Below are 14,798 nucleotides of genomic sequence, written 5' to 3'. Positions count from 1 at the left end.
GGCTAGTCGCCGGAGTACGAGTTGCTCCACGGCGGCCGCACGGTGCGCACGAAGGAGTAGCTGACGATGGCGGGGTTGTGCGTCTCGAACGCGTGGAAGGTGCGGCGGCCGCTCACGGTGGTGCCGATGATCTCGAGCGTGAGGGCGGCGGCACCGACCGGCAGGCCGAGGAGTTCCGCGCGTTCGGCGTCGAGGATGGTGACGCCGGGGGTGGCGACCTCCCAGACGATCGACTCGCCCCAGACCCGCTCGGCGAGGGTGAAGACGGACTCTTCGCCGACGATGTCGTCGGGCACGTCCCGCGGGAACGCCACGTGGTTCTCCGCGACCATGGCGGGCACGCCGTCGGCGGTCCAGCGTTTGACCACGCGGAGTGCGGTCGGTCCGGCCTGGGAGGTGAGCAGCGGCGCGATCGAGCCGGGCATCGCTATGAGTTCGGACTCGATCACCTCGACGGCGGACTGGTAGCCCATGCGGGCGAGCAGTTCGGAGTGCTCGAGCTGCTCTTCGAGCCGCACGCTCATGCGAAGGGCGACCGGGTCGACGACGGTCGCCGCGCCCTGGCGGCGCTTGACGATTCCCTGGCGTTCGAGCGACGAGAGCGCGTGGCGCACCTGCTGGCGCGTGCACTCGAGCCGCTTGGCGAGTTCGACCTCGCCGGGCAGCGACTCGTGGGCGAGTGCCGCCTCGCGGACGAAGCGCAGAACTCCCCCGCGGATGCGGTCGTCTTCGGAACGGGCCGCGGCGTCGACGGGCAGCGGTCGGTTGATTGTCACGAGTGGTCCTCCATGATGCTGTGCACGGGATAGTCGTGATTCGGGCAGCGGCAGGCGATGCCGTCGGGGCCCGACGTGAGAACCAGGTCGATGAAACTCTGGCTCGTGGCGTCGATCAGACCGAGTTCCGTGAGCCCAAGGTCGGGAACGACACCGAGCCCCACAAACGACAGAACCATAAAGGGCGAGCGAATGCGACATCCCAGTTCGAATGCCACGTCGTTCGCGGTGGAGAGTTGCGCCGCGGTGGTCTCCCACGGGGCCGCGCTCATCATGCCGCCGACCGGCAGATGAACCCGGGCGACGACCTCGCCGCCGTCGACGACGACGAAACCGCCGCCCTGGTCGCGCAACGCGCCGACGGCGACCGCGATGTCGTCGTCGTTGGTGCCGACCGCGACGATGTTGGCGTTCGTGCAGTTGATGGTGACGGCGAGGGCGCCGCGGGCGAGCTGGAAGCCGCGCACGAATCCGACCCCGCACTGGCCGTCGCCGTAGTGCCGGTCGACCACGGCGATCTTGAGTACGTCGCGTTCGACGTCGGACGTGACCGCCCCGCCGACGACGGGCAGGGCCACGTGGAAGGCGCGCTTGAAGTAGCCGTCGTACATCTCCATCGCCTGCACCGTCGCGGTCTCGCCGGGAGCCGGCACCGCGAGCAGAGAGGCGGGGAACTCCTCCGGCACGTGCATGGTGGCGGTGAGCCACTCGGGCACGTCGTCGGTGTTGTCGAAGTACGGCACGCCGTCGACGGCGACGAGCTCTCCGCCGACGATCACGCGCTCGGCCCGCACTCCGGCGAGGTCGTCGATGATCTGCAGGTCGGCGAGCCGGCCCGGGGTGACCGAACCCATCAGGTGGTCGAGCCGGTAGTACAGCGCGGGCTGCCAGCTGGCCATGCGGTAGGCCTGCGCGGCGGGGATGCCCGCGGCGATCGCCTGACGCACGTGGTGGTCGATGTGGCCCTCGGTGGCGATGTCGAGCACGTGCTTGTCGTCGGCGCAGAACGACATGTGGTCGAGGGCGGGGCCGACCCGGTCGAGGTCGGCGAAGACCTCGACCGTGTTGTCGTTCATCGAGCCGCTCATCAGGGTGATCATGGCGCCGAGACGCACGCGCTCCAGCACCTCGTCGATCGTCGCCGCGTTGTGGTCGTCGCCGACGCCGGCCGCGAGGTAGCCCCACAGTCCCTCGCCGCTCTGCCGCGCCGAGTGGCCGGTGATGCGCTTGCCGGCGACCATCGCCTGGCGGAACCGGTTGGTGGCGACGTCGCTCAGGTCGAACGGGTTGCCCTCGCCGAGCGAGACCGAGCGGGCGTCGTCGAGGCGGTCGAGCACGAGCTGTTCGGCGATCACCGCTCCCCCTCGCTCCAGTGCAGCGTTGACCGGGGTCGAGGGGCTGACCTGCTCGAAGATGCGGAACGGGGTGCCGGTCTCGCGCATGAAGTCCATACCGTCGATGCCCGCGACGTTGGCGAGCCCGTCGGGGTCGGTGAGCACGGTCGTGGTGCCGCGCGGCACGCTCAGCCGGGCGAGCTCGCCGGGCGTGAGCATCGTCCACTCGATGTGCAGGTGCGCGTCGATGAACGTGGGCAGGACGTGCTTTCCGGCGGCGTCGATGACGGTCTCGCAGTCGAAGTGCCCGACCGGGGTGACCGCCGCGATGTGCCGGCCCGAGACGACCACGTCGCGCAGCAGGAACTCGCCCGTGTGCACCGACAGTACCGATCCGCCGCGGATGATCAGGTCGGCGGGCGCCTGCCCGATCGCGACCCGGCGCAGCACCGCCAGCTCCTCGTTGGTCGGGAGCAGGTCTGGCCGCAGCGCGGTGCTCATGACTGTGATTCTGCCGTATCGGCGGCCGCGGCATCCGTAATAAAAGAGGAAATTTCGCTGTGCAGGTCGCGCTTGAGGTCGTCGTTGGCGAAGCTCGCGCGCACCGAGTTGTGCGCGAGTTCGCCGAGGTCCGCGAGCGACCAGCCGAAGGTGTCGGCGCACATGGCCCACTCGGACTCGAGACGGGTGCCGAGGGGTGCCGGGTCGTCCGTGTTGACCGTGACCGTGACGCCGGCCTCGCGGAGTCTCTCGATCGGGTGGCTCGCCCAGTCCGGGTAGATGCCGAGCGTGACGTTGGAGCGCGGGCAGATGCCGAGCGACACCTCGCTCTCGACCAGGCGGGCGACGAGGGCGGGATCTTCGATGGAGCGCACGCCGTGGTCGACGCGTTCGGCGTGCAGCAGGTCGACGGCGTCCCATACGCCCTCGGGTCCGCTCGATTCGCCGGCGTGCACCGTGCGGTGGAATCCGGCGTCGCGGGCGAGGGTGAAGGCGTCGGCGAACTTCGCGCCGGTGCGACCGGAGACGCGCTCGTCGCCGTCGACCGAGAGCGCCACGACACGCGCGGGTCGGGCGGCCGACATCCACTCGACGATCTCGACGGCCTCGGCGCCGCTCTGCGACCGCAGCAGCGACAGGCAGAGTCCGATCTCGGCGAGGCCGTCCTGGGCCGCCTCGTCGAGTCCGGCGGCGAAGGCCTCGAACAGCTGCGGGGTTCGGCCGGCCCACGCGCTCCAGTGGGTGGGGTTGATCACGGCGTCGGCGTAGCGGATGCCGGATGCGCTCTCGCGGGCGGCGAACTTGTACGCGGTGCGGGCGGCCTGCTCGGGGGTGGTGACGAGTCCGCACTCCCAGTCGAGGAATTTCAGGAAGCCGCTGAGGCCTCCGACGCCGACACCGTTCTTGGCACCGCCGCCGGAGGTGATCTGGGGGGCCTCGACCGCGTCGTGCGTGCTCACGTCGAAGAGCGAGCGTGCGGGGCCGGGCAGGGGGACGCCCGCCGTTTTGGCGAGGTCGATGAGGTCGATGAGGTCGAAACCGCCCTCGAGGTGCACGTGCACCTCGGCCTTGGGCAGGGCGCGGATCGTCTCTTCGTCGACGCGGGTGTCCGCGGTCGTCAGGTCTGCGAGGGTCACGCGTGACGCCTTCCGGGAATGGCTTCGAGAAGCTCGCGGGTGTACTGCTCGGCGGGGTTCGCCATGAGGATCTTCGCGGGACCCTGCTCGATCATGCGGCCGAGGCGCATGACCGCGATGTGGTCGGAGACCTGGCGGATGACGCCGAGGTCGTGCGAGATGAACAGGTAGCTCAGCCCGAACTCGGCCTGCAGGTCGACGAGCAGCTGCAGGATCTGTTCCTGCACCGAGACGTCGAGCGCCGAGACGGGCTCGTCGAGCACGAGCAGCTCGGGGCCGAGCGCGAGGGCGCGGGCGATCGCGACGCGCTGGCGCTGGCCGCCCGAGAGCTGCACGGGGCGGCGGTCGGCGAGCGAGGGGTCGAGGCGCACCGCGTGCAGTAGGGCGCGCGCGGTCTCGGCGCGCTGGTCGCGCGTGCCGATGCCGAACGCGCGCAGCGGCTCGGTGACGATGCGGGTGACCGACATGGTCGGGTCGAGCGAGCCGAACGGGTTCTGGTAGACGACCTGGATGCGGCGGCGCAACTGGCGCAGCTGTTCGCCCTTCACCGCCGAGATGTCCTCGCCGTCGAACCGCACCGTGCCGGAGTCGGCGGGGGTGATGCGGGCGACCATACGCGCGGTGGTGGTCTTGCCCGAGCCGGACTCCCCCACGATCGAGAAGGTACTGCCCCGGGGGACGGTGAACGAGACGTCGTCGGAAGCCGTGAAGGATGTCGCGACGCCGCCACTCTTGAGCACGAAGGTCTTCGTCAGGTTCGACACCTGGAGGATGTCGTCGGCCGCGGCGGCCGTCGGCGCGCGGAAGCCGAGCGTGAGAGCCTCGCGCGCGCCCTGTGCCTCGACCGTCGCGGCCTGCGCGACGAGCCGCGCGCTGGAGAGGCCGGGCGCGGCCGCGACGAGCTCGCGGGTGTACTCGTGGGTCGGGTTGCCGAGCACCTCGGCGCCGGTGCCCGTCTCGACGACGAGGCCGCGGTGCATCACGATGATCTGGTCGGCCCGGTCGGCGGCGACCGCGAGGTCGTGCGTGACGAGCAGCACGGTGGTGCCGTGCTCGCGGGCGAGCTGTTCGAGGCGGTCGAGAACGTGGCGCTGCACGGTGACGTCGAGGGCGCTCGTCGGCTCGTCGGCGATCACGAGCTTGGGCGTGCAGGCCCACGCGATGCCGATGAGCACGCGCTGCTTCATTCCGCCGCTGAGTTCGTGCGGGTACTGGGCGGCGCGGGCGGCGGCGTCGGGGATGCCGACCTCGTCGAGGATCCGTACGGCCTCAGCCGCGGCATCCGCCTTGCTCAGTTTTTTGTGCAGGCGCAGGATCTCGGCGATCTGTTCGCCCACGCGGATGAGCGGGTTGAGCGAGTTGCTCGGGTCCTGCGGCACGAAGCCGATTTCGGCACCGCGGATGCGGCGCAGGGCGCGCTCGGGCAGCATGGCGAGGTCGCGGCCGTCGAAGTCGATCGCGCCCGCGACGATGCTGCCGCCCTCGGCGAGGCTGCGCACGAGCGCCTGCGAGATCGTGCTCTTGCCGGAGCCGGACTCGCCGACGATGGCCACGATCGCTCCGCGGGGCACGCTGAAGTCGACGCCGCGCACGGCGTGCGTGGTGCCGCTGCGGGAGGTGTAGTCGACGATGAGGTCGCTGACCGTCAGGATGTTGTCGTTCATCGGTTCTCTCCGATCGCGCGGGCAATGCGGTTGACGGCGAGCACGATCACGAGGATCACGAAACCGGGGATGACGCTGAGCCACCAGGCCGTCGACACGAAGTCGCGGCCGGCGGAGACGAGGGCGCCCCACTCGGGCTCGGGCGGCTGGGCGCCGAAGCCGAGGAAGCTGAGCGCGGAGACGGCGAGGATCGCCGAGCCGAGTTCGAGCGCCGCGTAGGCGATGACGGGGCGGGCCGAGTTGGGCAGGATGTGGGTGAAGACGATTGAGGGCCAGCGCACACCGAGCGTTCGGGCGGCTTCGACGTATTCCTCGTTACGCACACGCACGACCTGCGAGCGCATGATGCGGGTGAAGGAGCCGGTGGCGCCGAGTCCGACGCCGAGGGCGACCGACCACGGGCCGAAGCCGAGGCTCGCCACGACGATGAGCGCGAGCAGGATGCTCGGCACGGCGATCAGCACGTCGACGAAGCGCATCACGACGAAGTCGAACCGGCCGCCGATGAAGCCCGAGAGCAGTCCGACGACGGCGCCGACGATCACGCCGACGAGCACCGCCGCGCCCGCCGCGGCGAGGGAGAGGAACGCGCCGTAGACGACGCGCGAGTAGAGGTCGCGGCCGAGGTGGTCGGTGCCGAAGAAGTGGGCGCCGCTCGGACCCTGCAGCCGGTCGAGGGCGATGCTCTCGTACGGGTCGTGCGTGGCGAAGAGCGAGGGCCAGAGCATCACGACGACGGAGAGGAGGATGACGAGGCCCGAGACGATGATGCCGGGCTGACGGAGGAGTCTCACAGTTCGACCGCCGCTTCGTCCTTGGCGCGGGCCACCGAGGTGCCGCTGAGCTTGGCGCGGGTGCGCGGGTCGATGATGCCGTAGGAGAGGTCGACGATCAGGTTGACCACCGAGTAGACGAGCGCGACGACGATGATGATTCCCTGGATGACGTTGGAGTCCCTCGACAGCACGGCGTCCACGGTGAGGCGGCCGATGCCGTCTCGTGAGAACACCGTCTCGACCACGGCGGTGCCGCCGGCGAGGTAGCCGATGAGCAGGCCGAGGATGGTGATGGAGGGCAGGAGCGAGTTGCGCAGCACGTGGCGCGCGAAGATCGTGCGCGGCGCGAGACCCTTGGCGACGGCGGTGAAGACGTACGGGCTCGCCATGGCCTCGAGCACGGCGGCGGAGAAGACCTGGAAGAAGATGGCACCGACGGGCAGCGCGAGGGTGACCGCGGGCAGCACGACGCTGAGAGGGCTGCGGCTGCCGGATGACGGGAGCAGGTCGAGCCCGAAGGCGAAGACGCTCACCAGCACGAGGCCGCTGAGGAACGCCGGGATGGCGACGCCGAGCGGCGGGATCTGGAGCAGCGTGGTGCGTACCCAGCGCCAGCGGGCGATGTAGGCGAAGTAGGTGATGACGACCGAGGTGACGACACCGAGCACGAGGGCGAGCAGCGCCACGCTCACCGTGTTCGGCAGGGCGCGGGCGATCATGTCGCCGACCGGCTGCCCGGTGGCGATCGAGACGCCGAGGTCGCCCTGGAGGGCGGAGACGATGTGGCCGACGTACTGGTCCCAGAGGGAACCGTCGAGGCCGTACTGCGCCCGGAGCAGCGCGAGCGACTCCGGGTCGGTGGCCGTCGCGTCGCCGCCCTTGACGGACAGGGCGGCGAGCAACGGGTCGCCGGGAAGCAGGTGGATCAGCAGGAACGTCACCGTGTAGGTCGCCCAGATCACGAAGACGAATTGGACGATCTTGGGCGCGAGGTAGCGGAGGGCTACCACGAACCTGTTCTGGGGTGACGTTCCTGCTGTATTCACTGCGGCTTCCGTTGTGGTGCGGGTGGTTACTCGGCGGCGCGGACGTCGTAGAGCTGGATGCGCGACGCGGAGTCGAAGGTGACACCGTCGACCGACGAGCTGGACGCGTGGAGCTGCGTCGTCTCGAGCAGCGGGATGATGTACGCCTTGTCGATGATGAGCTCCTGCGCCTGGTCGATCAGGGCCTGGCGAGCGTCGGTGTCGGCGGTGCCGGCCTGCTCGATGAGGATCGACTCGAGCTCGGCGTCGTCGAGAATGGCCCACTTCGAGGATGACGCCTGCGAGAACAGCACGCGGAGGGCGTCGGGGTCGCTGCGGGTGAGGCCGGCTCCGAGGAAGTCGTAGTCGCCCGTCGCGATGGCCGAGAAGAAGTCGCCGGAGGTGACGATCTTGATCTGCAGGTCGACGCCGATCTTCTTGAGCTGGATCTGCGTGGCCTCGAGCACGTCCTGCGCGTAGAAAGCGGTGACGGTCACGGTCAGCGGCACGCCGTCCTTCTCGCGGATACCGTCGGCGCCCATCTCCCAGCCGGCGTCGTCGAGGAGTTCTTCGGCGGCGTCGGGGTCGTACGCCATCGCGTCGGCCTGGCTGGTGAAGCCCGAGGTGGAGCTGGTCAGCGTGCTGGTGGCGGGGTTGCCGCTCGCGGAACCGGTGAGGAGGTTGATCTCTTCACGGTCGGTGCCGAGCAGCATCGCCTTGCGCACGGCCTCGTCCGAGACGATCGGACGCGTGGTGTTGGGGATCAGACCGTTCGGCACACCCGTGTTCGCCTTGGCGTAGAGGTTGAAGTCGTCGGTCGTGAAGCGGGCCTCGTCGATGTACGGCAGGTCCTGGATGATGTCGAACTCGCCGGACTCGAGTCCGCCGGTGCGCACGCCGTTCTCGACGATCACGGGGAACTCGATGGTGTCGACGAGGGCCTCGCCGGTGTGCTCGCGCAGCTCGGACGGCCAGTCGTAGCCGTCGCGCTTGACGATGACGACCGAGTCGTTGGGGGTGTACGACTCGTACACGAACGAGCCGGAGCCGATCGGGCCGACGGTGCACCGCACGTCAGCGGCCTCGGCGGCGGTCGCCGCGGAGACGATACCGAGCGTCATGGTCGAGGCGCCCTGCAGGAAGGCGGCGTTCGGAGCGGAGAAGTTCACCGTGAAGGTGAGGTCGTCGACGATCGTCGTGTCGACGTAGCCGGCGAGGTACTGCGACGCGAGCGGCGCGGTGCGGCCGAGGGCGATGAGCGAGTCGAGGTTCGCCTGGACGACCTCGGAGGTGAGCGGGGTCTCGTCGCTGAAGGTGACGTCGTCACGCAGAGTGAAGGTGAACGAGCTCAGGTCGTCGTTGGTCTCGAAGGACTCGGCGAGCCACGGCACGATCTCGCCGGTCTCGGGATCCTGGTCGACGAGCGAGTCGACGACCTGGCGGCCGATGTTCAGCGACGTCGTGAGCGAGGTCAGCTGCGGGTCGAGGCAGGTGGGGTCTTCCTTGATGGCGAAGACGATGGTGTCTTTGCCGGACTCGAGGGGGACCTCGGTCTCGGCGGGGGTGCTGCTGCAGGCGGCGAGGATGCTGATCGCCGCGACCGCGCCGATGGGGGACGCCCATCGCATAAGGCGAGTTCTCTTGGTGCTCACTGTGTGGTTCCTTTCGGGTGATGGGTCACTGTGTGGTGCGGGGTGGAGCTGGATCAGGAGGGCAGTTCGCCCGAGACGACGACGCCGCGCGAGACGACGGCGACGATGTTCTCGACGCGCATGTCGTCGATGTTTTCCCACGGACGGCCCTTAATCACGATGAAGTCCGCGCCGAAGCCTTCGGCGAGCGTGCCGACCTTCGCGGCCATGCCGACGACGTCGGCCGCGTCGGAGGTGGCGGCGACGAGCGCGCGCTCGGCGGTCCACTCGAAGGTCTCCGCCATCATGCGGATCTCCTCGTACTGGTCGCCGAACACCACGAACTTGCCGTTCGCGTCGGTGCCGAGCACGAAACGCACTCCCGCGGCGCCCGCTCCGACGAATCCGGCGTCACGTTCGGCGACGACCTGTTTCGCCTTCTGCTGCGCTTCCTCGGAGAACGAGACCGTTCCGTCGGCGATGAAGTTGTTGATCATCAGGGTCGGTGCGACCGGGATGTTCTTCTCGACGAGTTCGGCCCAGTGCTTGGAGGAGACGCCGGTACCGTGCTCGATCGAGTCGACCCCCTCGGCGAGCGCGATCTCGACGCCCTCCGCGGAGTGGGTGTGGGCCGCGACGGGCAAGCCGAGGGCGTGCGCCTCGTCGATCGTCGTGCGGATCTCCTCGAGGGTCTGGTTGCGCCAGCCGACCTTGTCGCCGATGGAGAGCACTCCGCCGCTCAGGTAGATCTTGATGCCGGTCGCTCCCGCGCGGGCCCAGTGGCGCACGAGCTTGCGGCACTCGTCGGGGCTGTCGGCGAGGCGGTCGCGCACCGGGTAGTGCGGCGGCACGAACAGGTCGCCGTGGCCGGCGGTCATGCCGACCTGGCCGCTGACCAGCAGTCGCGGACCGGGCAGGATTCCCTCGTCGAAGACGCGGGCGACGGCCATCTGGTTCTCGTCGCCGGCGAGGTCGCGCAGGGTGGTGATGCCCATGGATGCCGCCTTGCGGGCGTTTGCCGCGATGTGCAGCGTCTTCTCTTCCGCGGGCGTGACGATCGGCCAGCTCGACCAGTCGACGGTGCGGGTTCCCGCATAGCCGCTGATGTGCACGTGCGTGTCGACGAGGCCCGGGATGATGCTGTACTCGGCGAGCGCCGCGCTGTCGGCGGTGGACGGCTCGACCGCCAGGATGGCGTCGCCCGCCCAGCTCAGGGTGCTGGTGCCGAGTGCCTCGTGACCGTTCCAGACGGCGATGCCGTCGATGCTGTTCGCAGGCGTGGTGCTCATGAGTTACGTCTTTCCATTCGTGTGCCCGGCGCCGGAAGACGGGCGCCGCAGCAGTGCCACCTGTGGCGCGATCTTCCGACCGTAGCGCGCATTACCGACACTTGTTGACAAGTGAGCCGATTGAGTCCAAATATTAACGAGTTTGAAACACGGGATGGCGGATTCGTGGGTCGACAGCCAGATGCGGGCAGCGACTTGTTGAGTAGTGGTCATTCCGACCACGTCGCGACGTACTCGTCGAGCTCGCGCAGGAAGACCCTGCGGTCGGCCTCGGCCAGCCACGACACCTCGAAGGCGTTGCGCTGCAGCAGGACGAGCTCGTCGCGGGTGATGTCGCTGATGCCAGCGAGGTGCACGAGGTTCTCGACGACGTAGCCGCCGAAGTAGGGCGGGTCGTCGGAGTTCACCGTGATCTTGACGCCGGCCCGCAGCAGGGTGAGGAGCTCGCCGGACTTCGACCCCTCGCTGACGATGGCATTCGACAGCGGGCACGAGGTGAGCCCGATCCCCCGGTCGATCACGAGCTGCACGAGGCGCGGGTCCTCGAGGATGTTGGTGCCGTGGTCGATGCGCTCGACCCCGATGTCCTCGAGTGCCTGGCGGATGTGCTCGATGCTGTTCTCCTGGTCGACGTCGCAGTGCATCGTCAGGCGGTAGCCCTCGTCGCGGGCACGGGCGAACACCACGGCGAACTTGGACGGCGGGTTGCCGCGCTCGTCGGAGTCGAGGCCGATCCCGACGATCCAGTGCTTGTAACGCAGCGACTCCTCGAGAGTCGCCGCCGCCGATTCGACGCTGTGGTCGCGCAGAATGCACATGATCAGCTGTCCGTGGATGCCGAGGGCACGGCCCGCGTCGACGATCGCCTCGTGGTAGCCGGTGATGACGCTGACGAACGGGATGCCGCGGCTGGTGTGCGCCTGCGGGTCGAAGAACATCTCGGTGTGACGCACCCCCTGGCCGGCCGCCTTCACGAGGTAGGCGTAGGCGAGGTCGTAGAAGTCGCTCTGCGTCTGCAGCACGTCCATGTTCGGGTAGTACGCGGCGAGGAAGCTGGTGAGGTCGGTGTACGACTGCTCGGCGACGGAGACCTCCATGCCGTTGCGCGCCGCGAGTTCGAGGCGCAGCGGACTCTCGAGGGTTCCCTCGAGGTGCACGTGGAGTTCCGCCTTGGGCATGCCCGCGATGAACGCGGTCAGCGAGGCGTCGGGGGTCTGGGCACGGGTCGGGGTCTCGGTCACGGGCTCAGTCAAACAAGCGCGGGAGCCGCGCACCATAACAGGCAGGACAAAGATCGGCCCCGGCGCGCGGCGGGCGTTTGGGCGATCATCCACACAGGTTTCGCCCCGGTTTCGGCCGCGCATCGGCCGGATTGCGTTTGGTCGTTTCGCCGAACGCGGTGGCCGCCGACACGGTCAAGGTTGGGTGATCGTCCGAATCACCCGCGCGCCCGCTGTGGTTAGCTCGGTGACACAGCCCGGCGTTCTGGACCGGCCGGCGCCACAAGCGCCACGTAGTGAGAGGACCGACCCGTGCTCCCCGTAGCCGAACTGCACATGCACATCGAAGGATCGTTGGAGGCCGAGCTCGTCGTCGCGCTCGCCCGCCGCAACGGCATCGACCTGCCGACCTTCGACCCCGCCGAGCTGAAGTCGCGCTACCGGTTCACCGACCTGCAGTCGTTCCTCGACATCTACTACGACAACCTCGCCGTGCTGCGCACCAAGGAGGACTTCTACGACCTCGGCAGCGCATACCTCGCCCGGGCCGCCGCCGCCGGAGTGCGCCGCGCCGAGATGTTCTTCGACCTGCAGACCCACACGCAGAACGGCATCGCCCCGGCGACGGTCTTCGGCGGCCTGACCGCGGCGATCGCCGACGCCACCGCCGCGACCGGCATCTCGGCCGACCTCATCCTGTGCTTCCTGCGCCACCTCGGCGGCGACGCTGCGACCGAGACGCTGCGCAGCGCGCTGCCGTTCCGCGACCAGTTCATCGGCGTCGGGCTCGACTCGAGCGAGCTGGGCTTCCCGCCGTCGCTGTTCACCGAGTCGTTCGGGCTCGCGGCAGCCGAGGGCCTGCACCGCGTCGCGCACGCCGGCGAGGAGGGCGGTCCCGACTACGTCTGGGAGGCGCTCGACCTGCTCGGCGTGGAACGCATCGACCACGGCAACCGCGCGATGGAGGACGCCGACCTCGTCGCCCGCCTGCGCGACGAGCAGATCCCGCTCACCGTGTGCCCCCTGTCGAACATCGCCCTGAAGACCGCGCCGCCCGAACTCGCCGACCATCTGCTGCCGGCGATGCTCGCCGAAGGACTGCTCGTGTCCATCAACAGCGACGATCCCGCCTACTTCGGCGGCTACGTCGACGACAACTACGCCGCGATCGAGACGCAGCTCTCGCTCACCCCGGCCCAGCTCGGCCTGCTCGCCGAGAACTCGTTCACCTCGTCCTTCCTCCCGGAGGCGGAAAAAGAGGCGCTGCGCCTCGAAGTCAGGGCGGCAGTCGCGTGATCAGCACCCCCATCACCACCGGCCGACGTTTCGCGGTCGTGCTGCAGCCCGGCGACGACGTGCTCGACAGCATCCGCGCCGTCTGCGCAGAACACGGCATCGAGCAGGGCTACCTGCCGGTTTTCCTCGGCGCGTTCACCCGCGTCTCGCTCATCGGCACCTGCGCGCCGATCGCCGACCACGACGCCCCGCTGCCCGATTCGGTGCACCTCGAGGGCGTCGAGGGGACCGGCTCCGGCACCATCGCCTTCGACCCGGCGACCGGCGCGGTGCTGCCGCACGTGCACGTCGCGGTCGGGGTGAAGGCGTACGCCGCGAACGGCTACGCCGGACACCTGCTCGCCGCCACGGTGCACTACGTCACCGAGCTCGTGATCGAAGAGGTGCTGACACCCCGCTTCGAACGGCGGCCGGATGCCGCGGCGCACGGTTTGGCGAATCTGTACTTCGAGCACTAGAGCGGGTTGAGCCTGTCGAAACCCAATCGGTCAGAATTTCGACGAGCTCAATCCGCCGGGGGCGCGACGAACGACAGCGCCAGGAAGAAGTCGACGCGGTCGCGCATCGTCGACAGGTCGCGCTGAGTGAGCGCCTCGATGCGTCCGATGCGGTAGCGCAGCGTGTTGACGTGCACGTGCAGCTCGGTCGCGGCCTGCTGCCACGCGCCGCTCGCGTCGAGGAACACCCGCAGGGTCTGCACCAGGTCCGACCCGTGCCGCACGTCGTAGTCCAGCAGCGGCGCGAGCAGCCCGCGCCCGAAGGCCGTCTTCACCCGCTCGGGCAGCAGGTCGAACAGCGCGTCGTACGAGCTCGGCGTCGACCGGGTCGACCAGAGGATGGCGCCCTCGCCCGACGCGGTGCGCATCCGGGCGCGTGCCGAGCGCACGGCGGCGCTCAACTGGCTCAGGCTCGTCGTGCGTTCGCTCACGCCGATGCGCAGCGTCCGATCGCCGAGCAGCGCGCGCTGCCGGTGCGCACCGGCCTCCGCGTGGGCGATGATCTCCTCGGGCGTCGCCTCGACTCCCCCGAGAAGGAGCACCGCCTCCTCGCCGAGGTCGCACGCGACGACCACGCGGCCCTCCGCGCCGAGCAGGCCGGTGAGCGCCTCGAGCACGGCGCGCGACGGGTACTCGCCGTCGTCGACCTGCGCGGCGACCGCGGTCATCGGCTGCAGCGGGTCGGCGCCGAGCAGGCGCAGACGGGCCGAGGCCTCGCCGGGAGACAGCGTGTCGGCGACGAGGTGCCCGAGGAACTCGACGCCCTGCGCCTCCTCCGCCTCCCGCCGGTTGCCGACGAGTTCGAGCTCGACGCGCACCACGAGGAGGAGCGTCCGCACGACGCGCTCGAGGTCGGTCGGCCACGCACGGAGGTCGCCGGCGCAGACCAGGTAGCCGATCGACCTCACGCTGTCCGTGACGACCGGCCACACGGAGAGAGTGCGGCCCGCGTCATCCTGAATCACGGCGACCCCGTCGCCCGCCGCCAGCATGCGGTTCCAGACGGCGGCCACGCCGTCGACGCCGGGCGCCGAGCCGACGACCGCCGAGACGGTCCCGCTCGACTCGAGCACCCAGCACTCCGTGGCGAACTCGTCGTAGAACAGGCGCAGCGCGCCCTGCACCCCGCCGCCCGAGCCGATGCCGTCGAGCAGGGTGCGGGTGAAGTTGCCCGAGCGCGACGTCGCGGCGCTCTCGGCGGTGGCGAGCGTCGACTCGATGTACTGCGAGACGGCTTTGAACGAGACGTCCTGCGACATGGTCAGCAGGACGATGCCGCGGGTGCTGCACGCGGCGACGATGTAGTCGGGGATCGCGCCGACGATGATGGTGCCGACGACGAGCACGGCCACGCGCTTGTCGGCGAGCGCCGAGATATAGGTCTCCGCGCTCTCGGGCCCGGTGGCCCAGATCGCGCTGGTGAGAACGAGGTCGCCCTCGGAGAGGAACCGGCCGGGATTCGGCAGATCGACGATGTACGAGCCCTTGACGTCGCGCTCGAGCATCGCCGGTTCGGCCCACACGGTGGTCAGGCCCAGTTCGGCGCGGTCGAGCAGGTCAAGAACGCGCACACCCCCACCTTTCGCCGACGGCCGACCCCGTGAGATCGAGTGTAGGCGAACCGCCCACGGCCGAGTGGGGGAGACTGGACGG

12 protein-coding genes are annotated in these 14,798 nt (G+C 69.5%); 2 read left to right on the top strand and 10 right to left on the bottom strand.

The features are described from left to right. Window positions 1-2: 2 nt before the first annotated feature. The 9 genes from HD599_RS03350 to add (HD599_RS03310) form a co-directional block, all read right to left on the bottom strand. Complete coding sequence (locus HD599_RS03350) at window positions 3-776, bottom strand: UTRA domain-containing protein (RefSeq protein ID WP_184233625.1); 774 nt, start codon at window positions 774-776, stop codon at window positions 3-5. Then, window positions 773-2,611 (bottom strand): adenine deaminase C-terminal domain-containing protein, encoded by a 1,839-nt coding sequence (locus tag HD599_RS03345; RefSeq protein ID WP_184233623.1) that lies wholly within the window; start codon window positions 2,609-2,611, stop codon window positions 773-775. The genes HD599_RS03350 and HD599_RS03345 overlap by 4 nt, the downstream gene beginning before the upstream one ends. Then, a complete protein-coding gene (add, locus tag HD599_RS03340) occupies window positions 2,608-3,747 on the bottom strand; it encodes an adenosine deaminase (RefSeq protein ID WP_221420428.1) in 1,140 nt (379 codons plus the stop codon). Before add (HD599_RS03340) ends, HD599_RS03345 begins: the two co-directional genes overlap by 4 nt. Next, on the bottom strand, window positions 3,744-5,411 hold the full coding sequence (locus HD599_RS03335; protein ID WP_184233621.1) for a dipeptide ABC transporter ATP-binding protein: 1,668 nt from the start codon (window positions 5,409-5,411) through the stop codon (window positions 3,744-3,746). Before HD599_RS03335 ends, add (HD599_RS03340) begins: the two co-directional genes overlap by 4 nt. Then, entirely contained in the window at window positions 5,408-6,205 is a 798-nt protein-coding gene (locus HD599_RS18265) for an ABC transporter permease subunit (RefSeq protein WP_184233619.1), read from the bottom strand. Before HD599_RS18265 ends, HD599_RS03335 begins: the two co-directional genes overlap by 4 nt. Beyond that, window positions 6,202-7,197 carry an ABC transporter permease subunit gene (locus HD599_RS03325; RefSeq protein WP_184233617.1) on the bottom strand — a complete coding sequence of 332 codons (996 nt, stop codon included), beginning with the start codon at window positions 7,195-7,197 and terminating at the stop codon, window positions 6,202-6,204. The genes HD599_RS18265 and HD599_RS03325 overlap by 4 nt, the downstream gene beginning before the upstream one ends. 62 nt (window positions 7,198-7,259) lie before the next feature. After that, window positions 7,260-8,864 carry an ABC transporter substrate-binding protein gene (locus HD599_RS03320; protein ID WP_184233615.1) on the bottom strand — a complete coding sequence of 535 codons (1,605 nt, stop codon included), beginning with the start codon at window positions 8,862-8,864 and terminating at the stop codon, window positions 7,260-7,262. Window positions 8,865-8,917: 53 nt separating this feature from the next. Then, entirely contained in the window at window positions 8,918-10,132 is a 1,215-nt protein-coding gene (locus HD599_RS03315; RefSeq protein ID WP_184233612.1) for an amidohydrolase family protein, read from the bottom strand. A gap of 209 nt (window positions 10,133-10,341) precedes the next feature. Beyond that, a complete protein-coding gene (add, locus tag HD599_RS03310) occupies window positions 10,342-11,373 on the bottom strand; it encodes an adenosine deaminase (RefSeq protein ID WP_343061860.1) in 1,032 nt (343 codons plus the stop codon). Between the two features lie 291 nt (window positions 11,374-11,664). Between add (HD599_RS03310) and HD599_RS03305 the strand changes: the two genes are divergently transcribed. Together HD599_RS03305 and HD599_RS03300 are read left to right on the top strand one after the other, a co-directional pair. Continuing rightward, on the top strand, window positions 11,665-12,648 hold the full coding sequence (locus HD599_RS03305) for an adenosine deaminase (RefSeq protein ID WP_343061859.1): 984 nt from the start codon (window positions 11,665-11,667) through the stop codon (window positions 12,646-12,648). Continuing rightward, complete coding sequence (locus tag HD599_RS03300; RefSeq protein ID WP_184233608.1) at window positions 12,645-13,106, top strand: PCC domain-containing protein; 462 nt, start codon at window positions 12,645-12,647, stop codon at window positions 13,104-13,106. Before HD599_RS03305 ends, HD599_RS03300 begins: the two co-directional genes overlap by 4 nt. 47 nt (window positions 13,107-13,153) lie before the next feature. Here the strand turns inward: HD599_RS03300 and HD599_RS03295 are convergent, their stop codons facing one another. Then, window positions 13,154-14,716 carry a helix-turn-helix domain-containing protein gene (locus HD599_RS03295; RefSeq protein ID WP_184233606.1) on the bottom strand — a complete coding sequence of 521 codons (1,563 nt, stop codon included), beginning with the start codon at window positions 14,714-14,716 and terminating at the stop codon, window positions 13,154-13,156. Window positions 14,717-14,798: the final 82 nt, after the last annotated feature.

Source organism: Conyzicola lurida (assembly GCF_014204935.1).
Lineage (GTDB): Bacteria > Actinomycetota > Actinomycetes > Actinomycetales > Microbacteriaceae > Conyzicola > Conyzicola lurida.
The sequence above is the reverse complement of the archived record's forward strand: the minus strand, read 5'-3'. Positions and strand labels throughout refer to the sequence as shown.